This is a genomic window from Duganella sp. BJB1802, from assembly GCF_013369445.1.
Classification (GTDB): Bacteria; Pseudomonadota; Gammaproteobacteria; order Burkholderiales; family Burkholderiaceae_D; genus Rugamonas; species Rugamonas vulcania_A.
Window position 1 is genome coordinate 116,129 of the sequence record NZ_JABWEF010000001.1, and the last position, 23,267, is coordinate 139,395.

Sequence of the window (23,267 nt, forward strand, 5' to 3'; positions counted from 1 at the left end):
CGCTTGATCATGACCACAGAGAGCGAACATGTCTATCCGTGAAAACTTCTCCGATGCCGATATGGACCAGTGGCTCAACGAGAACCGAGTCACTGAAATCGAATGCCTGGTGCCCGACCTGACGGGTGTGGCGCGCGGGAAGATCCTGCCGCGCGCCAAATTCACCCAGGAGCGCGGCATGCGCATCCCCGAGGCGGTGCTGGGCATGACCGTCACCGGCAACTACCCGACCGAGAACGCGGCCTACGACCGCGCCATCTCCTCCACCGACCGCGACATGATCCTGCGCGCGGACCCCGGCAGCATCACCAAGGTCCCCTGGGCCATCGACCCCACCGCGCAGGTCATCCACGACTGCTACTTCGCGGACGGCACGTTGGTCGATTTCGCGCCACGCTCGGTGCTGCGGCGCGTGCTCAAGCTGTACGCGGAGCGCGGCTGGAAGCCGGTGGTGGGGCCGGAACTGGAGTTCTACCTGACCGAAAAGAACATCGATCCCGACCTGCCGCTGAAGGCGCCGGTGGGCCGCAGCGGCCGCGCGGAGACCAGCCGCCAGGTCTACAGCATCGACGCCGTCAACGAATTCGATCCGCTGTTCGAGGATATCTACGACTACTGCGCGCTGATGAACCTCGACGTCGACACGCTGATCCACGAAACCGGCGCCGGCCAGATGGGCCTGAACTTCCAGCACGGCGACCCGCTGGCGCTGGCCGACAACGTCTTCTACTTCAAGCGCACCTTGCGCGAGGCGGCGCTCAAGCACGACATGTACGCCACCTTCATGGCCAAGCCGATGGCGGGCGAGCCGGGATCGGCGATGCATGTGCACCAGAGCGTGAGCGACGCCGCCACCGGCCGCAACATCTTCAGCGCGGCGGACGGTTCGCCGTCGGCCCACTTCCGCCACTACATCGGCGGCCTGCAGCGCTACACGCCGGCGGTGATGGCGATCATGGCGCCGTATGTGAATTCCTACCGACGCATCGTGCGCCACACGGCCGCGCCGATCAACATCCAGTGGGGCATCGACAACCGCACCGTGGGCTTCCGCATTCCGATCTCCGGCGTCGAGCAGCGGCGGGTGGAGAACCGCATCATCGGCGCGGACGCCAATCCCTACCTGGCGATGGCGGTCACGCTGGCCTGCGGCTATCTCGGCCTGGTGGACCAACTGGAGCCGACGCCGATGACCACCGCCAGCGCCTACGACCATGTGTTCGAGCTGCCGCAAGGGCTGCCGCAGGCGCTGGAGCTGCTGCGGCGCGAGGACCGGCTGCGCGATGTGCTGGGCGAGCGCTTCATCGACGTCTACACGGCCATCAAGGAACTGGAGCACCAGGAGTTCATGACCGTCATCAGCCCGTGGGAGCGGGAACACCTGCTGTTGCATGTGTGATTTCGTCATTTATAATCACGGGTTCGACTAAGCGCGCGGCCTGCGGTCGGCCCGTATCCCAGTATATTATTAATATCATTTATATTTTAATAACATGACCCAAGAGCGAGAACCCTTTCTGCTGATCCGCAACCTGGTGAAGGAATTCGACGGCGTCCGTGCCGTCAACGATGTGTCGGTGGCGATCAACAAGGGCGAGATCTTCGCGCTGCTGGGGAGTTCCGGCTGCGGCAAGTCCACGCTGCTGCGGATGCTGGCCGGTTTCGAAACGCCGACCCAGGGCCAGATCACGCTGGGAGGCAAGGACATCGTCGGCGTGCCGCCGTACGAGCGCCCGATCAACATGATGTTCCAGTCGTATGCGTTGTTCCCGCACTTGTCTGTTTGGGACAACATCGCCTTCGGCCTGCGCCGCGACGGCCTGCATCGGGACGAAATCGCCGCGCGCGTGGAGCAGATGCTGTCGCTGGTGCAGCTCACCGCCTACGGCAAGCGCAAGCCGCACCAGCTGTCCGGCGGCCAGCAGCAGCGCGTGGCGCTGGCGCGCAGCCTGGCCAAGCGTCCGCAGTTGCTGCTGCTGGACGAGCCGCTGGGCGCATTGGACAAGAAGCTGCGCGAACGCACGCAGATGGAACTGGTCGGCATCATCGAGGAAGTGGGCGTGACCTGCGTGATGGTCACGCACGACCAGGACGAGGCGATGAGCATGGCGACCCGCATCGCCGTGATGAGCGAAGGCCGCATCCTGCAGGTGGGCGCGCCGGGCGAAATCTACGAAACGCCGAACTGCCGCTTCGTGGCGGACTTCATCGGCAGCGTCAACATGTTCGAGGGCAGCGTGACGGTCGATGAGCCGGACCACGTCATCATCGACTCGCCTGAATGCCGCCACTACGTCACCCACGGCATCACCGGCACGGTGGGCATGCCGGTGTCGGTGGCGGTGCGGCCCGAGAAAATCGCCGTGCAGGCCGAGGCGCCGACTGCGGCGCAGCGCGCCAAGGCCAGCGAGGACGGCTACAACTGCGTGCAGGGCGTGATCACGGCCATGGCGTACTTCGGCAACGAGACGCTGTACCACGTGCGCCTCGACAGCGGCGCGACGCTCAAGGTCTCGCGCACCAACGCCGCGCGCCACGAGGAATCGGCGCTCAAGCGCGACCAGCGCGTCCACGCCTGGTGGGACGGCGCCGACGTCGTCGTGCTGACCAGCTAAGGCGGAGCGCAGCCATGAAAATTCTCAAGTACCTGCTGGGCGGGCGTTGGCTCTCCGGCCGCAATCTGGTGATCGCCGTGCCTTTCCTGTGGCTGACGATGGCCTTCCTGGTGCCGTTCCTGATCGTGATGCGCATCAGCTTCACCGAGGCCGACGCCGGCGGCAATCCCTTCGGCACGCTGATGACGATAGTGGACGGCGCCGTCACGTTCAAGATCAAGGTGGCCAACTACCTGTTCATCGCTCAGGACGACCTGTATGCGATCACCTACCTGAACTCCCTCAAGTTCGCCGCCATCACGGCATCGCTGTGCCTCATCATCGGCTACCCGTTCGCCTACTTCATGGCGCGCGCCAGGCCGACGGTGCGCCCGGTCCTGCTGATGCTGGTGATGATGCCGTTCTGGACCTCCTTCCTGCTGCGGATCTACGCGTGGAAGGGCATCCTGGCCAACAACGGCATCCTGAACCACTTCCTGATCAGCATAGGCGCGATCAGCGAGCCGCTGCACCTGATGAACACGCAGTTCTCGCTCATCATCGGCATGGTGTACGCCTACCTGCCGTTCATGATCCTGCCGCTGTACGCCAACCTGGTGAAGATGGACCTGCGCTTCCTGGAGGCTGCGGCCGATTTGGGCGCGACGCCGATGCAGGCGTTCTGGCGCGTCACGGTGCCGCTGTCGAAGTCGGGCATCGTCGCCGGCACCATGCTGGTGTTCATCCCTGCGGTGGGCGAGTATGTGATCCCGGAGCTGCTGGGCGGCCCGGAAACGCTGATGATCGGCCGCCAGCTGTGGGACGAATTCTTCACCAATAACGACTGGCCGCTGGCGTCCGCAGTGACGGTGGTGGTGATCCTGTTGATCCTGGTGCCTATGGCGATCTTCAATAAATACAAGGCAGAGCAGGAGGCCCGTCCATGAAAGGACATACCAATTTCGTGCAGCGCTGGTTCGGGCGCGGCTGGCTGTCGATGGGTTACCTGTTCCTCTACCTGCCCATCGTGGTGCTGGTGGTGTTCTCGTTTAACAGCTCGCGCCAGGACATGGTGTGGAGCGGCTTCTCGACGCAGTGGTACGAGGCGCTGATGAACGATTCGGAGATCATCAGCGGCTTCGGCCTGTCGCTGCGCATCGCGCTGCTGACCGCCTGCAGCTCGGTGATACTGGGGACGTTCGCCGCGTTTGTGCTGAACCGCTACCAGCGCTTCGCCGGCCGCACGCTGTTCTCGGGCATGGTCAGCGCGCCGCTGGTGATGCCGGAGGTGATCATCGGCCTGTCGCTGCTGCTGATGCTGGTGTCGGTGCAGAAGGCGTTCGGCTTCCCGGAGCGCGGCCTGATGACGATCTGGCTGGGCCACACGCTGCTCGGCATGGCCTACGCGGCGGTGGTGGTGCAGTCGCGCCTCCAGGAGATGAACAAGTCGCTGGAGGAAGCGGCGATGGACCTCGGCTGCCGTCCCTTCCAGGTGTTCTTCCTGGTGACGCTGCCGAACATCACGCAGGCATTGGGCTCCGCGTGGCTGCTGACGTTTACGCTGTCGCTGGATGACGTGGTGCTGTCGGCCTTCCTGTCCGGCCCCGGCTCGTCGACGATGCCGATCGTGATCTTCTCGCGCGCCCGCCTGGGCCTGGACCCGCGCGTGAACGCGGTGGCCGCGTTGACCATCCTGGTGGTGTCGATCGGCGTGATCGGATCGAGCCTCTACATGGCGCGCAACGAGCGCCTGCGCCAGAAGCAGGTCGCCGCCGCAGCCAAGGGTTAATCCACGTAGCCCTGTTTGTACTCCCACCAGGCGCAGGCGACGAAGATCGCCGCGCCGCACCACAGCACCGCCGGTAGCGCATTGATGCCGGCGGTCTGCATCAACAGGCCTGTCAAGAGCGGCCCGCCGCTGCTGGTGATCCCCCAGCTTGCATTGACCACCGCGCTCGCCGCGACCAGCGATTGCCCCTGGAAGCGCGCGCCGCACGCCACCAGCGACAGCATGTAGATCGCCCCCGCCGCCGCGCCCAGCATCAGCAGCAGTATCCACCACAGCCACGGCGTGCCCGCCGCGAAAGGCAGCAGCGGCAGCAGCACGCACACCGCGATGCCGCAGCCGGTGTGCACACGCCGCCGTCCCACATGGTCGGCCAGCCAGCCGAAGGCGAATTGCAGCGCGGTGTCGCCGACCAGCACCACGGTGGCCGATAGCAGCGCCAGTTCCGTGACGATGCCCTGCCGGATCGCGTACAGCGGCAGCAGGCTCAATGCCAGCGTGTCGAACAGCGCGAAGAAGGCCGCGCCGACGGCGATCATCGGCATGCGCGGCAGCACCGCGCGCCAGGAGACGTGCGGCTCGTCCTCCTCAACCTGGCCGTCGTTGGAGATCAGCGCCATGCCGGGCAGCGCAAGCAGGAACAGCGCGCCGCAGGCGGCGAACGGCCACGCCACCTTGCCTTCCAGCCCGGCCACCAGCGCGGGGCCTATCAGCTGGAACAGCGTGAACGCCGTGGTGTACATGGCCACCACGCGGCCGCGCGAATTGACCGGCGCAAGGTGGTTGACCCACGCCTCGCCGATGGTGAACAGCACGCCCATGCAGGCGCCGAACACGAAGCGCAGCACGCCCCATAGCAGCACGTTGTCCGTCGCCTCCATCAAGCCGGTGGACAGCGCGCCGATGGCGATGGCACCAATCATGCAGCCACGCGGCCCGTGGCGCGCCACCCAGCGCGAGACGAACGGCGTCGCGGCCAGGATGCCGAAGGCGCTGGCGGCGGTGACGATGCCGATGATGTCGGTGCCGATGCCGCGCTGGTCCAGCCGCAGCGCCGTCAACGGAATGGTGGCGCCCAGTCCCAGCCCGACCACGCCGATGCTGCTCACCAGCGCGCAGAAGTCCTTCCATGGCATGTGCTTCATGCAGGGACTCCCGCCGCGATCAGGTCCGCCAGGATGCGGCCGTAGTGCGCGATCTTCTCCGGCGTGCAGTAGGCATAGCCGACCAGCAGGCCGCGCCGCACCGGCTGCGCGAGGTAGTAGGTGGACAGCGCCTTGACGCGGATCTCCGCCGCTGCGGCAGCCGCCTCCAGCGCCACGTCGTCGGCGTCGTCGGGCAGCTGCACCACCAGATGCAGGCCCGATTCCTCGCTGGAGATGGTCACCCGGCCGCCCAGTCGTGGCGCGAGCTGCGGCACCAGCGGGCGGCGCAGCAGCTCGCGGCGGGCGCCGTAGGTCTGGCGTATCTTGCGGATGTGGGTGGTGAAGTGGCCCAGCGCGATGAAGTCCGCCAGCACCGCCTGCACCGTCAGCTGGCCGGGCCGCTGCAGGTCGTACAGCGCGCTCTTGAAGCCGTCGACCAGCGCCGGCGGCACCACCAGGTAGCCAACCTTGATGCCGGGGTAGAGCACCTTGGAGAAGGTGCCCATGTAAAGCACGCGGTCGTCGATGTCCAGCCCCTGCAGCGCCGCCAGCGGGCGGCCGGTGTAGCGGAATTCGCTATCGTAGTCGTCCTCCAGTATCCACGCGTCCTTGCGCACGGCGACGTCGAGCAGCTCGCGCCGGCGGGCCAGGCTCATGACGGAGCCGGTCGGATACTGGTGCGACGGCGTGGCGTAGATCAGGCGCGGCCTGGTCGCCAGGTCGGCTGCCGTCAGCACCATGCCGTCGTTGTCCACCGCGACCGGATGCAGTTTCAGCTCGCGCGACTGGAACACGCGGCGCGCGCCCCAGTAGCCGGGGTCCTCGACCCAGGCGGTGTCGCCGGCGTCGGCCAGCAGCATCGCGCACAGGTCCAGCGATTGCTGCGTGCCGGCCGTGATCATCACCTGTTCCACCGTCACCTTCACGGAGCGCGACAGGCGCAGATACTCGGTGATGGCCTGGCGCAGCGGCAGGTGGCCGCCGGACTGGCCGTAGTCCAGCAGGTCGGCGCGACCCTCGCGCCAGATGCGGTTCTGCAGCCGCTGCCACAGCTTGAACGGAAAGGACGAGAAGTCGTCCTCGCCCGGCGCGAACGGCTGGATCTCGAAGCGCGGGCCGGCGCCAAAGGCGGTCAGTTCGCGCCCGCGCCGCGACAGCCGCGCCGCGCGGCCCTGCGGCGAACCGCGCGGCGCCGGTCCCGTGCCGCGCATGCTGGCGCGCTGCGCCTGCAGGTCCGCCACATAGGTGCCGCTGCCCAACTGGCTGGTGACGTAGCCCTCCGCCGCCAGCTGCTCGAACGCGGCGATCACCGTGTTGCGCGAGATGCCCAGGTCGCGCGCCAGGTCGCGGCTGGACGGCAGCTTGCTGCCCGCGCCCAGCTGCTGGCGGTGGATCGCGCCCTTGGCCGCCTCGTACAGGCGGCGCTGCTGCGGCAGGCGCGGATGGAAGCCAGATTGGGCCAGGGTCTGGGCCAGCAGATCGGAAGTGGGCGACAGGGGATGCGGCATGGTACTCAAAGTGGTTCCATCAAATTTAAACAAGTGGCACTCACAATGATACCAAAATAGGCATATGATAAAGACATGCGTAGCCCAATTGTCATCGTTCCCGCCTGTGTGAACCAGATCGGCGCCCATGCCAATCACACGGCCCAGTTCAAATATGTCGCCGCCGTGGCCGACGGGGCGGGCTGCACGCCGCTCATCATGCCGGCCCTGGGCGCGGCCACCGATTTCGAAGCGCTGCTGGCGCTGGCCGACGGCGTCATGCTGACCGGCTCACCGTCCAATGTGCACGCCGGCCTGTATGGGCAGGAAGTGCTGGAGCCGTCGCTGCCGCAGGACGCGGCGCGCGACGCCACCACGCTGCCCTTCATCCGGGCGGCGCTCAAGCGCGGCATACCGCTGCTGGCGATCTGCCGCGGCTTCCAGGAGGTGAACGTGGCGCTGGGCGGCACGCTGCACCAGGCGGTGCACAACGTGGCCGGCATGGCCGATCACCGCGAGCGCAAGGACCAGCCGCTGGAGCAGCAATACGCCGCCTCGCATCGCGTGCTGCTGGAGCCTGGCGGAGAACTGGCGCGCATCCTGGGCGGCGCCACCGAAATCATGGTCAATTCGCTGCACGGCCAGGGCATCGCCCAACTGGCGCCGTCGCTGGCGGTGGAAGCCCGCGCCGACGACGGCCTGGTGGAAGCCTACCGCGTAGCAAACGCCAGCGGTTTCGCGCTCGCGGTACAGTGGCATCCAGAGTGGCGCCTGGCGGAGAATCCAGACGCCGTCAGATTATTCAAGGCTTTCGGCGAGGCCTGCCGCACATATAAAAATCAACGCTAAAAAGAGAGAGAACCATGGCAATCCGCGAAAATTTTACCTATACCGACATGGACCTGTGGCTCAACGAGAAGCACGTCACCGAAATCGAATGCCTGGTGCCCGACTTGACCGGCGTGGCACGCGGGAAGATCCTCCCGCGCGGTAAGTTCACCCAGGAGCGCGGCATGCGCATCCCCGAAGCGGTGCTGGGCATGACCGTGACCGGCAACTATCCGGTGGAAGACGCGGGCTACGACCGCGCCATCTCCACCACCGACCGCGACATGATCCTGAAGGCCGATCCGACCACCATCACCATGGTGCCGTGGGCCACCGACCCCACCGCGCAGGTCATCCACGACTGCTATTTTTCCGACGGCCGCCTGGTCGATTTCGCGCCGCGCTCCGTGCTGCGCCGCGTGCTGAAACTGTATGCCGACAAAGGCTGGAAGCCCGTCGTGGCGCCGGAACTGGAGTTCTACCTGACCGCCAAGAACAGCGATCCCGATCTGCCATTGAAACCGCCCATCGGCCGCAGCGGCCGCGCGGAGACCAGCCGCCAGGTCTACAGCATCGACGCCGTGAATGAATTCGATCCGCTGTTCGAAGACATCTACGATTACTGCGACATGATGAACCTCGACGTCGACACGCTGATTCACGAAATCGGCGCCGGCCAGATGGAGATCAACTTCCTGCATGGCGATCCGCTTGGCCTGGCCGACAAGGTGTTCTTCTTCAAGCGCACCTTGCGCGAGGCGGCGCTCAAGCACGACATGTACGCCACCTTCATGGCCAAGCCGATGGCGGGCGAGCCGGGATCGGCGATGCACGTGCACCAGAGCGTGGTCGACATCAAGACCGGCAAGAACATCTTCAGCTCCGAGGATGGTTCGGCCGCGCCGATCTTCAAGCACTACATCGGCGGCCTGCAGCGCTACATGCCGTCGGCGATGGCGATCGTCGCGCCGTATGTGAATTCGTATCGCCGCATCGTGCGCCACACGGCCGCGCCGATCAACATCCAGTGGGGCATGGACAACCGCACCGTCGGCTTCCGCGTGCCCGAATCGGGCGTGCAGGACCGCCGCGTGGAGAACCGCATCATCGGCGCGGACGCCAATCCCTATCTGGCGCTGGCGGTCACGCTGGCCTGCGGCTACCTCGGCATGACCGAGCAGCTGGAGCCGACGCCGATGACCGTCGGCAGCGCGTACGACCTGATGGTCGAACTGCCGCAAGGCCTGCCGGAAGCGCTGCAACTGCTGCGCGGCGAGGACAAGCTGCGCAGCGTGCTGGGCGACCGCTTCATCGACGTCTACGCCGCCATCAAGGATCTGGAGCATCAGGAATTCATGACCGTCATCAGCCCGTGGGAGCGCGAGCACCTGCTGCTGCACGTCTGATCATTTTGAGATAGGAACCATCATGTCGAACAACCCATTGGCGCCCAGCGCCGCATTGGTCGCGTCGGTGAAGGCCGCCGCGCGTCCGGAAGTGTATGACACCGCCGCCATCCAGAAGCTGGACACGGCCCACTACATGCACCCCTTCACCGACCACAAGGCGCTCGGCGAAAAGGGCGCGCGCGTGATGGTGCGCGGCGAGGGCATCTACCTGTGGGATTCGCAGGGCAAGAAGGTATTGGACGGCATGTCCGGCCTGTGGTGCGTCAACGTCGGCTACGGCCGCACCACCATCTCCGAGGCGGTCTACAGGCAGATGGAGACGCTGCCGTTCTATAACAGCTTCTTCAACACCACCAACATCCCGGCGGTGGAGCTGGCGGCCAAGCTGGTGAAGATATCGCCGCCGCAGTTCAACCACGTCTACTTCACCGGCTCCGGCTCGGAAGGCAACGACACCAATCTGCGCATGGTGCGCCGCTATTGGGACGTGTTGGGCTACAAGGAGCGCCACACCATCATCAGCCGCCACAACGCCTACCACGGCAGCACGGTGGCCGGCGCCTCGCTGGGCGGCATGGACGGCATGCACGCGCAGGGCGGCTTGCCGATTCCCGGCATCGTGCATATCGGCCAGCCGAACTACCTGGAATCCGGGCGTGGCATGACGGAGGACGAATTCGGCATCGAGGCCGCGTCGTGGCTGGAGAAGAAAATACTGGAGGTCGGCCCGGACAAGGTCGCGGCCTTCATCGGCGAGCCGGTACAGGGAGCGGGCGGCGTGGTGATTCCGCCGGCCACCTATTGGCCGGAGATCCAGCGCATCTGCGACAAGTACGGCATCCTGCTGATCGCCGATGAGGTGATCTGCGGCTTCGGACGGCTGGGCACCTGGTTCGCGTCCGAGCTGTTCGGCATCAAGCCGGACCTGATCACTTTCGCCAAGGGCGTCACCTCCGGCTACGTGCCGCTGGGCGGCGTGCTCGTTGGCGATCGCGTGGCAAATGTGCTGATCGAGAAGGGCGGCGAGTTCAATCACGGCTTCACCTACTCCGGCCATCCGGTCGCTTGCGCGGCGGCGCTGGAGAACATCCGCATCATCGAGGACGAGAAGCTGGTCGAGCGCGTCGGCAGCGAGACCGGGCCGTACCTGAAAAAGCGTTTTGCCGAGCTGGCGGATCATCCGTTGGTTGGCTATGCCGACAGCTGCGGCTTCGTCGCGGGCCTGAACCTGGTGCGCGTCAAAGGCGCGACCGTGCACGACAACGTGCCGTTCGACGAAGAGCTGGCGGTGGGCATGGTCTGCCGTGGCTACATGTTCAACAACGGCATGATCATGCGCGCCGTCGGCGACCGCATGATCATCGCGCCGCCGCTGGTGATGACCTGCGCGCAGATCGATGAGATGGTGGCGCTGATCCGCCACTGCCTCGACCTGACGTACGCGGACCTCCAGCAGCGCGGCTGGCTGTAAATCCTGAAGGAGGAGACGAATATGACGACAACATCCTGGCACGAGCGGGCGAACAGCCTGCAAATAGACGGCCGCGCCTTCATCGGCGGAGAGCGCGTCTGGGCCAAATCCGAACAGCAGTTCGAGAACCTGTCGCCAATCGACGGCCGCAAGCTGGGCATGGTGGCCCGCTGCGACGGCGCCGATGTGGATCTGGCGGTGGCCGCCGCGCGCGCCGCCTTCGAAGACCGCCGCTGGGCCGGAAAATCGCCGGCGCAGCGCAAGCGCACGCTGATCAAGTTCGCGGACCTGGTGCAGAAATACGGTCCCGAACTGGCGCTGCTTGAAACGCTCGACATGGGCAAGCCGATCAAATACAGCCAGAGCGTGGACGTGGGCGCGACCGCCAACTGCCTGCGCTGGTACGGCGAGGCGATCGACAAGATCTACGACGAGATCGCGCCGACGGCGGCCAACAGCCTGGCGCTGATCACGCGCGAGCCGGTCGGCGTGGTGGCCGCCATCGTGCCGTGGAACTACCCGATGATCATGGCCGCGTGGAAGATCGCGCCGGCGCTGGCCGCCGGGAACAGCGTGGTGCTCAAGCCGTCCGAGAAGTCGCCGCTGACGGCGCTGCGGCTGGCGGAGATCGCGCTGGAGGCGGGCATTCCGCCGGGCGTGTTCAATGTGCTGCCGGGTTACGGCCACGAGGCCGGCGCCGCGCTCGGCCTGCACATGGACGTGGACTGCATCGGCTTCACCGGTTCCACTCGCGTCGGCAAGCAGATCTTGCAGATGGCCGGGCAGTCCAACCTGAAGCGGGCGTGGACCGAGTTGGGCGGCAAGTCGGCCAACATCGTCTGCGCCGATTGCCCGGATCTGGACAAGGCGGTGCAGGCGGCCATCGGCTCCATCTACTTCAACCAGGGCGAGAGCTGCAACGCGCCATCGCGCTTGTTCGTGGAAGCGTCGATCAAGGACCGGTTCCTCGAAAAGGCGATGGCGATGATGCCGGCATTCCAGCCCGGCGATCCGCTCGACGAGAACACCGTCATGGGCGCCATCGTCGATGCCACGCAATTGAAGACCGTGATGGGCTACATCGAAGCCGGCAAGTCGGGCGGCGCCAAGCTGCTGTCCGGCGGCCGCCAGGCGCGCACTGACACCGGCGGCTACTACGTCGAGCCAACGTTGTTCGACCAGGTCGACAGCGGCATGACCATCGCGCGTGAAGAGATCTTCGGGCCGGTGCTGTCGGTGCTGAGCTTCACCGACGTGAAGGACGCCGTCAAGCAGGCCAACGCCACGCCCTACGGCCTGCAGGCCGCCGTGTGGACGGCCGACATCAGCAAGGCGATCCAGACCTCGCGCGCGCTGCGTGCCGGCACCGTGCACGTCAACCAGTACGACGGCGACGACATCACCGTGCCGTTCGGCGGCTACAAGCAGTCCGGCAATGGCCGCGACAAGTCGCTGCACGCTTTCGACAAATACACCGAGCTGAAAACCACATGGATACAAATCGGCTAGACGGCACGACCTCCCGTTCGACGGAGGAATTGCAGCGCGAGCTGGCGGCGAAGGGCGTGAACTTCGTCTTCGCGCAGTTCACGGACATACACGGCGCCGCGAAAGGCAAGCTGATACCGCTGGCGCATCTGGACGATATCGTGTCGCCGGGCGCGGGCTTTTCGGGGCCGTCGATCTGGGGCACGGGCTTGCCGCGCAACGGCCCGCGCTCCGAGTACTATGGCCGCGCCGATCTCTCCACCTTGAAGATCATGCCCTGGCTGCCCGGCTACGCGCGCGTGGCGCTGGACGGCCATGTGGCCGGCGAGCCGTTCGACGCCTGCCCACGTCAGGTGCTGCGCAAGCAGGTGGAGCGGCTGGCGCAGCGCGGCTGGACCCTGAACGCGGGACTGGAACCGGAATTCTTCCTGCTGCAAAAAGGCGCCAATGGCTACGACGCAGAAGCCGCCGACGCACTGGAAAAGCCATCCTACGACACCAAAAGCCTGCTGCGCCGGCGCGGCTTCATCGAAAAACTGACGGCGTCGCTGGACCAGTGCGGCCTTGGCGTGTTCCAGGTCGACCACGAGGACGCGACCGGCCAGTTCGAAGTCAACTACAAGTACGCCGACGCGCTCAAGGCGGCGGACAATTTCATGCTCTTCAAGATGGCGGGCCAGCACATCGCCGAAGAGGAGGGCATGCTGTTCTCGATGATGCCCAAGCCGTTCGCCGAGCGGCCCGGCAGCGGGCTGCATTTCCACTTGTCGCTGGCGAATGTCGCCGGCAAACCCTTGTTCGCGCTGGGCGAAGAGAAAGAGCAGGGCGGGCGCAATCTGGGCCTCTCTTCGCTGGCCTACCACTTCCTGGCCGGCCTGCTGCGTCACGCGCCCGCGCTGACGGCCTTGTGCGCGCCGACGGTCAATTCGTATAAACGATTAATGTGCGGGCAGTCGCTGTCCGGCACCAGCTGGGCACCGGCCTTCATCGGCTACGGCGACAACAACCGCACCACGGTCGCGCGCGTGGTCTACCGGCGCATCGAATGGCGCTTGCCCGACAGTTCGGCCAATCCCTACCTGGCGCTGGCCGGCGTGATCGCGGCGGGGCTGGACGGCATCGATCACGCGCTGGAGGTGGGAGCGCCGGTCAACCAGGACGTGTATGAAATGTCCGACGCGGCGCGCGCGGAAGCGGGCCTGAAGCTGCTGCCGCAGAACCTGGGCGAAGCCGCCGCCGCGCTGAAGGCGGACACCGTGCTGGCCGCCGCGCTGGGCACGAACGTCGTCAACGAGTTTGCGGCGCTGAAGAGCGCCGAATGGATCGAATACAGCCAACACGTCAGCGCATGGGAAACCAGGCGCTATCTCGACCGCTTCTAGGAGCAACGATGAGCCAGGCCATGAAAGACTTCCTGCGCGAGCGCAGCATCCACGAGGTGGAGTGCGTCATCGCCGACATGACCGGCATCGCGCGCGGGAAGATACTGCCCAAGGATCTCTTCCTCAGCGAGGGCGAGATGCGCCTGCCCAAGAGCGTGCTGCTCAACACCGTCAACGGCGAGCAGCCCAACAACATGCCCTACGTCGGCGCCACCGATCCCGACATGATCTGCGTGCCGGACCTGAACACGCTGCGGCAGGTGCCGTGGGCGGCCGAGAATGTCGCGCTGGTGATTCACGATTGCCAGAACTTCGACGGCTCGCCGGTCGGCCTGTCGCCGCGCGCGGTGCTGCGCAAGGTGCTCAAGCTGTATGCGGAGCGCGGCTGGCAACCGGTGGTGGCGCCGGAGATGGAGTTCTACCTGGTCGCGCGCAGCAGCAATCCGCACGAGCCGCTCACGCCTCCGCTGGGCCGCAGCGGCAAGACGGAGTCCGGCCGTCAGTCGTATTCGATCGACGCCGTCAACGATTTCGACCCCTTCTTCCTTGAGCTTTCCACCTTCTGCAAGCAGCACGAACTGGGCGTGGAGACGCTGATCCACGAAGCCGGCGCTGGGCAGATGGAAATCAACTTCACGCATGGCGAGGCGCTGGAGCTGGCCGACCGCGTCTTCCTGTTCAAGCGCGCGGTGCGCGAGACGGCGCTGCGGCACGGGATCTTCGCCACCTTCATGGCCAAGCCGATGGAGACGGAGCCAGGCAGCGCGATGCACATCCACCAAAGCGTGCTCGATACGGCGACCGGACAGAATATCTTCAGCGGCGCCGACGGCCAGGCAAGCGATTTGTTCTTCAACTATATCGCCGGACTGGAACAGTACACGGCGGCGGCCACGCTGCTGTTTGCGCCGCATGTGAATTCGTATCGCCGGCTGTCGCGCTTCATGTCGGCGCCGACCAATGTCCACTGGGGTTACGACAACCGCACCTGCGGCATTCGCATTCCGAACTCCGCGCCGGTCAACCGGCGCGTCGAGAACCGCGTGCCGGGCGTGGACGTCAATCCCTACCTGGCGATGGCGGCCACGCTGGCCTGCGGCTATCTGGGCATGACGCAAGGGCTGACGCCATCGCCGCCAACCGCCGACAGCGCCGAGCATGTGCACGACCAGCTGCCGCGCAATCTGGAGGATGCCATCCTGCGCCTGCGCGAATGCAGGCCGCTGGGCGAGATCCTGGGCGAGTTGTTCGTGCAGGCCTTCTGCGAAGTGAAGGAGCTCGAATTCGCCACCTACAGCCGCGTGATCAGTTCCTGGGAGCGCGAGCACTTGATGCTGCTGGTGTGACCATGGCAAGCACCCGCGACGGAGTGAACTGGCCGCGCGCGCAAGCGCTGGCCGCCGCCGAACGCGCCAGCTACATCGCGCGCAATCCCGAGTCGGCGCGATTGGCGGGGCAGGCCGCGCAACATCTGCTGTTCGGCGTGCCGATGCACTGGATGAACGACTGGTCCACGCCATTCGCGCTGACGGTGAGCGAAGCCTCCGGCGCGCGCTTCCGCGACACCGACGGCCACGAATACATCGACTTCTGCCTCGGTGACACCGGCGCCATGTTCGGCCACGCGCCGCAGCCGGTGGCGCAGGCGATAGCGCGCCAGGCCACGCGCGGCTACACGGCCATGCTGCCGTCGGAGGATGCCGCGCCGGTGGCGGCGGAACTGGCGCGGCGTTTCGGGCTACCGTACTGGCAGTTCGCCCTGTCCGCGTCGGACGCCAACCGCTTCGTGCTGCGCTGGCTGCGCGCCGCCACGGGGCGCGGCAAGGTCCTGGTGTTCAACGGCTGCTACCACGGCACGGTGGACGACGTGTTCGTCGATCTGGTCGACGGCGTGCCGACGCAGCGCGACAGCCTGCTCGGCCAGGTGCACAAGCTGACGGATCATACGGTGGTGGTGGAGTTCAACGACCTGCCGGCGTTGGAGGCGGCGCTGAAGCAGGGCGACATCGCCTGCGTGCTGGCCGAGCCGGTGATGACCAACATCGGCATGGTGCTGCCGCAGCCGGGCTACTGGGAAGCCGCGCAGCAGCTCATCAAGCGCCACGGCAGCCTGCTGGTGATCGACGAGACGCACACCATCAGCAGCGGTCCCGGAGGCTACGCGCAGGCGCACGGCATGCAGCCGGACGCGCTGGTGGTCGGCAAACCGATCGGCGGCGGCATTCCCTGCGCGGTGTATGGATTTACCGAGGAGCTGGCGCGGCGCGTGGAGCAGGCCAAGCGCAGTGCACCGCCAGGCCACTCCGGCGTCGGCACCACGCTAAGCGCCAACATGTTCGCCATGGCCGCGATGCGCGCCAACCTGGAACAGGTGATGACGGAGGACGCCTACCGCCACATGTTCGCGCTGGCGGCCCAATTGGCGGAAGGCTTGCGCGCCGTGATTGCGCGGCACAAGCTGCCGTGGTGCGTGACCCAGATCGGCGCCCGCACCGAATTCCAGTTCACGCCCACCGCGCCGCAAAACGGCACGCAGGCACAAGCGATACTGGACGGCGACCTTGAGCAGATCATCCACCTCTACCTGCTCAACCGCGGCCTGCTGATCACGCCGTTCCACAACATGCTGCTGGTGTGCCCGGCCACCGCCGAAAGCGATGTGACACGCCTGCTGCATGCATTCGAAGACTGCATCAGACAATTGTTATTTGGCTGACCAAGTCTTCCAAAAAAATCCAACACTTGTACAATGATTTATCGTGTTGTTGGTGGCGCACGCCACAGTTCCGAAGGAAAGGTAGCTGTTACCATGCACATCTTAACTTTTGGCGAGGCACGGGCCGGACTGAACGAAGCCATGGACCGCGTTTGTGCGGACCACACGCCGACAGTCATCACTCACCGAGGCGGCGAACCTGTGGTGATGATGTCGTTGGCCGATTTCAACAGCATTCAGGAAACGCTGTACCTCCTTCGCTCTCCGAAGAACAGCCGCCGGCTGACCGAGTCGTTCGAGCAGCTTAAAGCTGGCAAGCGTAGCCGCACCCGCCTGTTTTAGAAGCAGTGCTCCAGCGCCGGGAAGCTGCCGTCCTTGACGGCGGTGACGTAGGCGGTGACGGCGGCGTCGATGCTGGTCTGGCCTTCCATGAAGTTCTTCACGAAGCGCGCTTTCCGGCCTGGGAACACGCCCAGCAGGTCGTGCATCACCAGCACCTGGCCCGAACAATCAGGACCCGCGCCGATGCCGATCGTCGGCACCGCCAGCAGCTCGGTCACTTCCTTGCCCAACTGCGCCGGGATCGCCTCCAGCAGCACCATCGCGGCGCCGGCCGCCTGCATCTTCAACGCGTCCGCCTTCAACAGGTCGGCGCTTTCGGTGGTCTTGCCCTGCACCTTGTAGCCGCCCAGCTGATGCACCGACTGCGGCGTCAGGCCGAGGTGGGCGCAGACCGGCACCGCGCGGTCCGTCAGGAAGCGTACCGTCTCGGCCAGCCACGCGCCGCCTTCCAGCTTGACCATGTGCGCGCCGGCCTGCATCAGTTGCACGGCGTTGGCGTACGCGGTTTCCGGCGTGCCGTAGGCGCCGAACGGCAGGTCGGCCATGATCATCGCGGACTTGCTGCCGCGCGCCACGGCCGCCGTGTGGTAGGCCACTTCCGCCACCGTCACCGGCAGCGTCGACTGGTGGCCGTTGCAGACCATGCCCAGCGAATCGCCGATCAGCAGGATCTCGACGCCGCAGCGGTCCATCAGCGAGGCGAAGCTGGCGTCGTAGCAGGTCAGCATGGTGATCTTTTCACCGGCCGCGCGCAGGGTTGCCAGCGTGGGGATGGTGACTGCCTTGTTGGCGACCGCTTTGGCCGGTGCAGGTGCGGTGGTGGCGGCAGGCTTGTGGCTCGCGGCCATTTCGTTTCCTTGCAAATAACCAGACATGGGAAATCCTTTAAAGATGTGATGGCAACTCGATAGTGTAGTCCCGAATACTATCGCGTGCAGGGGAGTCAAATAATGGGGCTGATGCCTTGGTCGGTGACCGACGCGGCATACTGCTGCGCCGCGCCCTTGCCGGGGATGTGGATGGCCGGCGCCAGTTCCAGCAGCGGCACCAGCACGAAGGCGCGCTCGGTCATGCGCGGATGCGGCACGGTCAGCGTGGCGCTGGCGATCCGCTGGTCGCCGTACAGCAGCAGGTCCAGGTCCAGCGTGCGCGGGGCGTTGCGGTAGGGCCGTTCGCGGCCATGCGCCTGCTCGATGCCGTGCAGCGCTTGCAGCAGCGCCTCGGCGTCGAGCGTGGTGGCGATGCGGGCCACGGCGTTGATGTAGTCGTCGCCGCTGGAGTCGATCGGCGCGGTGCGGTACAGGCCCGACGCCGCCATCAGCGTGCAGCCGGGCAGGCGTTGCAGGCGCTCCAGCGCGTCCGCCACGTTGGCGCGCGCGTCGCCCAGGTTGGCGCCGATGCCGATGTAGGCGATGGTGAAGGCGAACGGCGCGCCGTCATCCGGCTGCGCGGTGAGCGCGGCCGAAGGGCTGCCGTTGGTGCTGATGTCGTTCATGATGCGATGGCGATGCTCAGTCGCCGCCGCCCTGGCCGCCGTCGCCGGAACCGCCAGCGTTGCCGCCCTCGGCGCCGCCCTTGCTGCGGTTGCCGCGGCGCGGTGCGCGTTTGCGCTTGGCGCCGCCGCCTGCCGGCTGGTTGGCCGATGCGATCAGGTCTTCGCGGGTGGCTTCGTCGCCTTCATAGAACGCGGTCCACCATTCGCCCAGCTCTGCGTCGATCTCGCCCGAGGCGCAGCGCAGCAGCAGGAAGTCGTAGCCGGCGCGGAAGCGCAGGTGCTCCAGCAGCTTGTGCGGCGACTTGCCGGTGCGGCGCTCGAAGCGCGGCTGCATCGACCAGATGTCTCGCATGTCGGAGCCGATCTTGCGCTGCAAGGCCAACTTCTCGGTCTGCGAATCGAGCACGTCGTCGGCCGCCAGGTGCAGCGCGGGAATGGTCTGCTCGCCGGCGGCGCGGTAGGCGGTCCACTTCTCCAGCACCTGGTGCCACAGCAGCGACGCAAACAGGAAGCCCGGCGACACCGTCTTGCCGGCGTGGATGCGGGCGTCGGTCGAATCGAGCGCCAGCGTCACGAACTTGGCGCCCAGCGGCTGCTCCAGCACCACGTCCAGCAGCGGCAGCAGGCCGTGGTGCAGGCCTTCCTTGCGCAGCTGCTGCAGGCAGGCCAGCGCCTGGCCGCTCATCAGGAGCTTGAGCATCTCGTCGAACACGCGCGCCGCAGGCACGTTGTCGATCAGCGACGCCATCACCGGAATCGGTGCGCCGGTGTTCGGCTCGATGGTGAATTTGAGCTTGGCCGCGAAGCGCACCACGCGCAGCATGCGTACCGGGTCTTCGCGGTAGCGCGCCTCCGGCTGGCCGATGATGCGCAGCGTCTTGGCGCGGATGTCCTCGATGCCGCCGTGGTAGTCCAGCACCTGCTGGTTGGCCGGGTTGTAGTACATGGCGTTGATGGTGAAGTCGCGCCGCACCGCGTCCTCCGCCTGCGAGCCGAAGGTGTTGTCGCGCAGGACGCGGCCATGTTCGTCCTTGGGCGCGTTGTCCAGCGTGGTGCCGCGGAAGGTGGTCACCTCCAGCAGGTCCTGGCCGAACATCACGTGCACGATCTGGAAGCGCTTGCCGATGATGAAGGCGCGGCGGAACAGGCGCTTGACCTGCTCCGGCGTGGCGTTGGTGGCGATGTCGAAGTCTTTCGGCTTCACGCCCAGCAGCAGGTCGCGCACGGCGCCGCCGACCACGAAGGCTTCGTAGCCGGCTTCCTGCAGGGTGCTGGTGACGCGCACCGCGTTCGACGACAGCAGGCGCGGGTCGATGCCGTGGGCTTCGGGGCCCAGCACCACCGGCGTGCTGGTGTCGCGGGCCTTGCTCTTGGTGCCGAGGATTTTGCGGATCAGTTTCTTAATCATTGAATAGGTCAATTAATGGCCAGCCTTGGGCTGTGGCGTGCGTTTTCAGTGCGGCGTTGGGGTTGGTCGCCACCGGGTGGCTGACGATGGACATCAGCGGCAGGTCGTTGTGCGAATCGCTGTAGAAGTGGACGGTGCCGAAGTCTTCCAGCTTCTTGTCCATCTTCGCCAGCCAGGCCTTGGTGTGCGTGACCTTGCCCGCGCCCTGGGTCGGGGTGCCGAGCAGTTTGCCGGTCGGCTTGCCGTCGGCATCCACCTCCGGCATGGCCGCGATCAGGTGCTCCACGCCCAGCGCCTTGGCGATCGGCGCGGTGACGAAGTGGTTGGTGGCGGTGACGATGGCCACCAGGTCGCCGGCGTCGATGTGCTTTTGCAGCAGCGCGCGCGCCGACGGGCGGATCGCCGGCAGCACCACTTCGGCCATGTACTGCTCCTGCATGGCCTTCAGGCGCTCCTGCGGGAACGAGGCCAGGGTGCCGAGCGAGAACTCCAGGTATTCCACCGGGTCCAGCGTGCCGGCCTGGTACTGGGCGAAGAATTCATCGTTGCGGCGGGCGAATTCGGCGGCGTCCACGGCGCCGATGCGGACCAAAAACTGCCCCCACTCGTAGTCGGAGTCGATCGGCAGCAGCGTGTGGTCGAGGTCAAATAAGGCTAAGTTCATGCAGGATTTCGTCATTCTTTAGCTTCCGCCTGCAACCACTCGCGCAGCAGCGGCAGGGTGATCGGGCGTTGGGTTTCCAGGGAATATTGGTCCAGCGAGTCCAGCATCGTCGACAGCGACCGCATGTCGCGCTGAAAATGGGACAGCAAGTAGGGTATCACGCCGGGCGACAGCGTCAAGCCGCGGGCGGTGGCGGCGGCCGTCAGCGCGGCCACCTTTTCGTCATCGGTCAGGCCGTGGATCTGGTAGATCAGGCCCCAGCCCATGCGGGTGCGCAGGTCCTCGCGCACCGGCAGCACCGCCGGCGCCAACGCGCCGCTGCACACCATGAAGGCGTGGTTGGCGCGGATTTCATTGAACAGGGCGAAGGCGTCGATCTGCGCCAGCGGCGACAGCTTCTCGCAGTCGTCCAGCAGGTACAGGTCCACCTCCGGCGAGTAGACGAATTCGGACTCGATGGAAAACGGCGAGATGTAGCGCGCGCGCAGCTGCTCGGCCTCGCCGCCGGCGCTGGCCAGGGCCTTGAGCAGGTGGGTCTTGCCGACGCCGCCCGCGCCCCACAGGTAGGCGAAGTGCTCGCGCGACGTGCGGTCGGCGAACTGCGCCATCAGCGCCGCCGCCTCGGCGTTCTGTCCCACCTCGAACGAAGCGAGGCTGTGCGCCTGGTCCGCGCCTAAATCGAGCACCAGCTGTTTCATGGCGTTCGCCTGTTTATGATCTTTTGCATAACGTTTTTCTGTTTCACGTCATGCATTATAGAAGCTGCTGCTCAGGTAGTGGCGGCGGAGATGCTTAAATGCCACCATCAGCACCGCCGAAGCGGGCAAGGCGAGCAGCACGCCGACAAAGCCGAACAGCTGGCCGAAGGCCAATAACGCGAAGATCACCGCCAGCGGATTGAGGCCGATGCGCTCGCCCACCAGGCGCGGCGTGAGGAAGAAGCCCTCCAGCACTTGGCCGGCGCCGTAGATCACGGCCACCGCGATCACCCCGCTCCAGTCGGTAAATTGCAGCACGGCGGAAATCAGCGCCAGCACCAGGCCCAAGCCGAAGCCCAGGTAGGGGATGAACACCAGCAGGCCGGTGATGATGCCGACCGGCAGGGCGACGTCGAAGCCGGCGATGGCCAGCGCCACCGAGTAGTACACCGCCAGCACGAACATCACCAGCAGCTGGCCGCGCAGGTACTGGGCCAGCAGGGTGTCGACTTCCTCGGCCATGTTCATCGTGGCGCCGATCCAGCGGCGCGGCACGCAGCCGGCGATGCGGGCCAGCATCGGGTGCCAGTCCAGCAGCAGGTAGAACAGCACCACCGGGATCAGCACCAGCGTGGCGATCCAGCCCAGCACCGCGGTGCCGCCCACGCGCGCCGAATTGAGCACGGCGGTCCAGATCTCCTCGCCGCTGCTGGCCATCTGCTGCGACACCAGTTTCTTGATCCCGGCGCTGTCGAGGCGCACCTTGACGCCCATTTCCTGCAGCTTGGGGCCGAGCAGGTCGTTGGCCTTGGCCAGGAAGGCGGGGATCTGCGCCTGCAGCAGCGGGATTTCCTTCTGCAGCACCGGCACCACGATCAGCACCAGCGCGCCGATGGCGCCAAAGAACAGCACCACCACCACCAGCACGGCCAGCGCGCGCGGCACCCGCATCTTCAGGCGGCCGAGGCGCAGATGGTCGAGGAAGTCGACGCCCGGATTGAGCGCGTAGGCGATGATGGCGGCGGCCAGGAAGGGCGTCAGCACCGGTCCCAAAGTGACCAGCAGGAGGAAGAATGCCGCCCAGATCGCTACCCAGAATGCCGTTTGCTTTTGCTCTACCGAGAGGGGAAATGGCATGGAAAGTGATTTAGATGGTTAAAAACGGCTGTTGGACGGGGCATTTTGATAAAATAGCGGATTGACCGGGTTGTTGCGTCGCTTTTTGCGCATTTTCGTGGTTTTTTACTACGAAACAGGTCTCCGCCTTCTATTTTACCGCCTCCGCTGCGAAATACACCATGAGCCAAACTTCTAATGTTTCCCTGTCCTACCGTGACGCCGGCGTCGATATCGACGCGGGCGACGCTTTAGTCGAAGCGATCAAGCCTTTTGCCAAGCGCACCATGCGCGAAGGCGTGATGGGCGGCTTGGGCGGTTTCGGCGCCATGTTCGAGATCAGCAAGAAGTACAAGGAGCCGGTGCTGGTCTCCGGTACCGACGGCGTGGGTACCAAGCTGAAGCTGGCGTTCGAGCTGAACCGCCACGACACGGTCGGCATCGACCTGGTCGCCATGAGCGTCAACGACATCCTGGTGCAGGGCGCCGAGCCGCTGTTCTTCCTCGACTACTTCGCCTGCGGCAAGCTGGACGTGGCCACCGCGACCGACGTCATCAAGGGCATCGCCCAGGGTTGCGAACAGGCCGGCTGCGCGCTGATCGGCGGCGAGACGGCGGAAATGCCGTCCATGTACCCGGCCGGCGAATACGACCTGGCCGGCTTCGCGGTCGGCGCGGTGGAGAAATCCAAGATCATCGACGGCACCAAGATCGCCCCGGGCGACGTGGTGCTGGGCCTGGCCTCGTCGGGCGTGCACTCCAACGGCTACTCGCTGGTGCGCAAGATCATCGAAGTGGCCAAGCCGGACCTGGAAGGCGACTTCCACGGACGCAAGCTGGCCGACGTGCTGATGCAGCCTACGCGCATCTACGTCAAACCGCTGCTGGCGCTGATGGCCTCGATGGAAGTCAAAGGCATGGTGCACATCACCGGTGGCGGCCTGGTCGAGAACATCCCGCGCGTGCTGCAGCCTGGCCTGGTGGCCGAGCTGGACTCGAAGGGCTGGACCATGCCTCCGCTGTTCACCTGGCTGCAACAGCACGGCGGCGTGGCCGACGCTGAGATGCACCGCGTGTTCAACTGCGGCATCGGCATGACCGTGATCGTGTCGAAGGACAACGCCGCGGCCGCCATCGCCCAGCTGGAAGCGGCCGGCGAGACCGTCTACACCATTGGCGCCATCCGCGCCCGCGTCGGCGACGAACACCAGACCATCGTCGTTTAATCGATAGCCTTT

At 65.8% G+C, this 23,267-nt stretch carries 21 protein-coding genes; 13 read left to right on the forward strand and 8 right to left on the reverse strand.

Going from position 1 to position 23,267, the window contains the following annotated elements; translation table 11 throughout:
* The first annotated feature begins 28 nt into the window (after positions 1–28).
* From HUX88_RS00570 to HUX88_RS00585, 4 genes are all read left to right on the forward strand, one after another.
* Positions 29–1,399: a glutamine synthetase family protein gene (locus HUX88_RS00570; protein ID WP_176360472.1), complete on the forward strand. Its 1,371-nt coding sequence runs from the start codon at positions 29–31 to the stop codon at positions 1,397–1,399.
* A gap of 94 nt (positions 1,400–1,493) precedes the next feature.
* Positions 1,494–2,615: an ABC transporter ATP-binding protein gene (locus tag HUX88_RS00575; RefSeq protein ID WP_117014033.1), complete on the forward strand. Its 1,122-nt coding sequence runs from the start codon at positions 1,494–1,496 to the stop codon at positions 2,613–2,615.
* 14 nt (positions 2,616–2,629) lie between these two features.
* Complete coding sequence (locus tag HUX88_RS00580) at positions 2,630–3,541, forward strand: ABC transporter permease subunit (RefSeq protein WP_117014032.1); 912 nt, start codon at positions 2,630–2,632, stop codon at positions 3,539–3,541.
* A complete protein-coding gene (locus HUX88_RS00585; protein WP_176360473.1) occupies positions 3,538–4,383 on the forward strand; it encodes an ABC transporter permease in 846 nt (281 codons plus the stop codon). Before HUX88_RS00580 ends, HUX88_RS00585 begins: the two co-directional genes overlap by 4 nt.
* Here HUX88_RS00585 and HUX88_RS00590 read toward each other — a convergent pair.
* Together HUX88_RS00590 and HUX88_RS00595 are read right to left on the reverse strand one after the other, a co-directional pair.
* The gene (locus tag HUX88_RS00590; protein WP_117014030.1) at positions 4,380–5,525 is read right to left on the reverse strand and encodes an MFS transporter; all 1,146 of its coding nucleotides are present in this window, start codon (positions 5,523–5,525) and stop codon (positions 4,380–4,382) included. The genes HUX88_RS00585 and HUX88_RS00590 overlap by 4 nt on opposite strands.
* The gene (locus tag HUX88_RS00595; RefSeq protein WP_176360474.1) at positions 5,522–7,033 is read right to left on the reverse strand and encodes a PLP-dependent aminotransferase family protein; all 1,512 of its coding nucleotides are present in this window, start codon (positions 7,031–7,033) and stop codon (positions 5,522–5,524) included. Before HUX88_RS00595 ends, HUX88_RS00590 begins: the two co-directional genes overlap by 4 nt.
* A 75-nt stretch (positions 7,034–7,108) precedes the next feature.
* On the opposite strand from HUX88_RS00595, the gene HUX88_RS00600 reads away from it, so the two are divergent.
* The 8 genes from HUX88_RS00600 (at position 7,109) to HUX88_RS00635 (ending at position 16,648) form a co-directional block, all read left to right on the forward strand.
* The gene (locus HUX88_RS00600) at positions 7,109–7,861 is read left to right on the forward strand and encodes a gamma-glutamyl-gamma-aminobutyrate hydrolase family protein (RefSeq protein WP_176360475.1); all 753 of its coding nucleotides are present in this window, start codon (positions 7,109–7,111) and stop codon (positions 7,859–7,861) included.
* Between the two features lie 14 nt (positions 7,862–7,875).
* A complete protein-coding gene (locus HUX88_RS00605) occupies positions 7,876–9,246 on the forward strand; it encodes a glutamine synthetase family protein (RefSeq protein WP_117014027.1) in 1,371 nt (456 codons plus the stop codon).
* 22 nt (positions 9,247–9,268) lie between these two features.
* Positions 9,269–10,720: an aspartate aminotransferase family protein gene (locus tag HUX88_RS00610; protein WP_176360476.1), complete on the forward strand. Its 1,452-nt coding sequence runs from the start codon at positions 9,269–9,271 to the stop codon at positions 10,718–10,720.
* Positions 10,721–10,741: 21 nt separating this feature from the next.
* On the forward strand, positions 10,742–12,229 hold the full coding sequence (locus HUX88_RS00615; protein WP_176360477.1) for an aldehyde dehydrogenase: 1,488 nt from the start codon (positions 10,742–10,744) through the stop codon (positions 12,227–12,229).
* Positions 12,211–13,590 (forward strand): type III glutamate--ammonia ligase, encoded by a 1,380-nt coding sequence (glnT, locus tag HUX88_RS00620; RefSeq protein WP_176360478.1) that lies wholly within the window; start codon positions 12,211–12,213, stop codon positions 13,588–13,590. Before HUX88_RS00615 ends, glnT begins: the two co-directional genes overlap by 19 nt.
* Before the next feature lie 8 nt (positions 13,591–13,598).
* Positions 13,599–14,936, forward strand: a complete 1,338-nt coding sequence (locus HUX88_RS00625) for a glutamine synthetase family protein (RefSeq protein WP_176360479.1) — start codon at positions 13,599–13,601, stop codon at positions 14,934–14,936.
* 2 nt (positions 14,937–14,938) lie between these two features.
* On the forward strand, positions 14,939–16,306 hold the full coding sequence (locus tag HUX88_RS00630) for an aspartate aminotransferase family protein (RefSeq protein WP_176360480.1): 1,368 nt from the start codon (positions 14,939–14,941) through the stop codon (positions 16,304–16,306).
* Between the two features lie 93 nt (positions 16,307–16,399).
* A complete protein-coding gene (locus HUX88_RS00635; RefSeq protein WP_176360481.1) occupies positions 16,400–16,648 on the forward strand; it encodes a type II toxin-antitoxin system Phd/YefM family antitoxin in 249 nt (82 codons plus the stop codon).
* Here the strand turns inward: HUX88_RS00635 and panB are convergent.
* From panB to HUX88_RS00665, 6 genes are all read right to left on the reverse strand, one after another.
* Positions 16,645–17,496, reverse strand: coding sequence for a 3-methyl-2-oxobutanoate hydroxymethyltransferase (panB, locus tag HUX88_RS00640; protein ID WP_229219136.1), 852 nt, complete (start codon positions 17,494–17,496; stop codon positions 16,645–16,647). The two genes, HUX88_RS00635 and panB, sit on opposite strands and share 4 nt — an antisense overlap.
* A gap of 95 nt (positions 17,497–17,591) precedes the next feature.
* Positions 17,592–18,143, reverse strand: a complete 552-nt coding sequence (folK, locus tag HUX88_RS00645) for a 2-amino-4-hydroxy-6-hydroxymethyldihydropteridine diphosphokinase (RefSeq protein WP_217916182.1) — start codon at positions 18,141–18,143, stop codon at positions 17,592–17,594.
* A gap of 16 nt (positions 18,144–18,159) precedes the next feature.
* Complete coding sequence (gene pcnB / locus HUX88_RS00650; RefSeq protein ID WP_176360483.1) at positions 18,160–19,551, reverse strand: polynucleotide adenylyltransferase PcnB; 1,392 nt, start codon at positions 19,549–19,551, stop codon at positions 18,160–18,162.
* Positions 19,544–20,215 carry an HAD family phosphatase gene (locus HUX88_RS00655; RefSeq protein WP_176360484.1) on the reverse strand — a complete coding sequence of 224 codons (672 nt, stop codon included), beginning with the start codon at positions 20,213–20,215 and terminating at the stop codon, positions 19,544–19,546. Before HUX88_RS00655 ends, pcnB begins: the two co-directional genes overlap by 8 nt.
* 11 nt (positions 20,216–20,226) lie before the next feature.
* Positions 20,227–20,913 (reverse strand): DnaA regulatory inactivator Hda, encoded by a 687-nt coding sequence (hda, locus tag HUX88_RS00660; RefSeq protein ID WP_176360485.1) that lies wholly within the window; start codon positions 20,911–20,913, stop codon positions 20,227–20,229.
* Between the two features lie 48 nt (positions 20,914–20,961).
* The gene (locus HUX88_RS00665; RefSeq protein ID WP_117014017.1) at positions 20,962–22,050 is read right to left on the reverse strand and encodes an AI-2E family transporter; all 1,089 of its coding nucleotides are present in this window, start codon (positions 22,048–22,050) and stop codon (positions 20,962–20,964) included.
* Positions 22,051–22,211: 161 nt separating this feature from the next.
* Between HUX88_RS00665 and purM the strand changes: the two genes are divergently transcribed.
* Positions 22,212–23,255 (forward strand): phosphoribosylformylglycinamidine cyclo-ligase, encoded by a 1,044-nt coding sequence (gene purM / locus HUX88_RS00670; protein ID WP_176360486.1) that lies wholly within the window; start codon positions 22,212–22,214, stop codon positions 23,253–23,255.
* Positions 23,256–23,267 lie beyond the last annotated feature (12 nt).

What these genes read in the sequence shown, in the direction of transcription:
- HUX88_RS00570 (WP_176360472.1), top strand. Translation starts at nt 29, where the DNA reads ATGTCTATCCGTGAAAACTTCTCCGATGCCGATATGGACCAGTGGCTC.
- HUX88_RS00575 (WP_117014033.1), top strand. Translation starts at nt 1,494, where the DNA reads ATGACCCAAGAGCGAGAACCCTTTCTGCTGATCCGCAACCTGGTGAAG.
- HUX88_RS00580 (WP_117014032.1), top strand. Translation starts at nt 2,630, where the DNA reads ATGAAAATTCTCAAGTACCTGCTGGGCGGGCGTTGGCTCTCCGGCCGC.
- HUX88_RS00585 (WP_176360473.1), top strand. Translation starts at nt 3,538, where the DNA reads ATGAAAGGACATACCAATTTCGTGCAGCGCTGGTTCGGGCGCGGCTGG.
- HUX88_RS00590 (WP_117014030.1), bottom strand. Translation starts at nt 5,525, where the DNA reads ATGAAGCACATGCCATGGAAGGACTTCTGCGCGCTGGTGAGCAGCATC.
- HUX88_RS00595 (WP_176360474.1), bottom strand. Translation starts at nt 7,033, where the DNA reads ATGCCGCATCCCCTGTCGCCCACTTCCGATCTGCTGGCCCAGACCCTG.
- HUX88_RS00600 (WP_176360475.1), top strand. Translation starts at nt 7,109, where the DNA reads ATGCGTAGCCCAATTGTCATCGTTCCCGCCTGTGTGAACCAGATCGGC.
- HUX88_RS00605 (WP_117014027.1), top strand. Translation starts at nt 7,876, where the DNA reads ATGGCAATCCGCGAAAATTTTACCTATACCGACATGGACCTGTGGCTC.
- HUX88_RS00610 (WP_176360476.1), top strand. Translation starts at nt 9,269, where the DNA reads ATGTCGAACAACCCATTGGCGCCCAGCGCCGCATTGGTCGCGTCGGTG.
- HUX88_RS00615 (WP_176360477.1), top strand. Translation starts at nt 10,742, where the DNA reads ATGACGACAACATCCTGGCACGAGCGGGCGAACAGCCTGCAAATAGAC.
- glnT (WP_176360478.1), top strand. Translation starts at nt 12,211, where the DNA reads ATGGATACAAATCGGCTAGACGGCACGACCTCCCGTTCGACGGAGGAA.
- HUX88_RS00625 (WP_176360479.1), top strand. Translation starts at nt 13,599, where the DNA reads ATGAGCCAGGCCATGAAAGACTTCCTGCGCGAGCGCAGCATCCACGAG.
- HUX88_RS00630 (WP_176360480.1), top strand. Translation starts at nt 14,939, where the DNA reads ATGGCAAGCACCCGCGACGGAGTGAACTGGCCGCGCGCGCAAGCGCTG.
- HUX88_RS00635 (WP_176360481.1), top strand. Translation starts at nt 16,400, where the DNA reads ATGCACATCTTAACTTTTGGCGAGGCACGGGCCGGACTGAACGAAGCC.
- panB (WP_229219136.1), bottom strand. Translation starts at nt 17,496, where the DNA reads ATGGCCGCGAGCCACAAGCCTGCCGCCACCACCGCACCTGCACCGGCC.
- folK (WP_217916182.1), bottom strand. Translation starts at nt 18,143, where the DNA reads ATGAACGACATCAGCACCAACGGCAGCCCTTCGGCCGCGCTCACCGCG.
- pcnB (WP_176360483.1), bottom strand. Translation starts at nt 19,551, where the DNA reads ATGATTAAGAAACTGATCCGCAAAATCCTCGGCACCAAGAGCAAGGCC.
- HUX88_RS00655 (WP_176360484.1), bottom strand. Translation starts at nt 20,215, where the DNA reads ATGAACTTAGCCTTATTTGACCTCGACCACACGCTGCTGCCGATCGAC.
- hda (WP_176360485.1), bottom strand. Translation starts at nt 20,913, where the DNA reads ATGAAACAGCTGGTGCTCGATTTAGGCGCGGACCAGGCGCACAGCCTC.
- HUX88_RS00665 (WP_117014017.1), bottom strand. Translation starts at nt 22,050, where the DNA reads ATGCCATTTCCCCTCTCGGTAGAGCAAAAGCAAACGGCATTCTGGGTA.
- purM (WP_176360486.1), top strand. Translation starts at nt 22,212, where the DNA reads ATGAGCCAAACTTCTAATGTTTCCCTGTCCTACCGTGACGCCGGCGTC.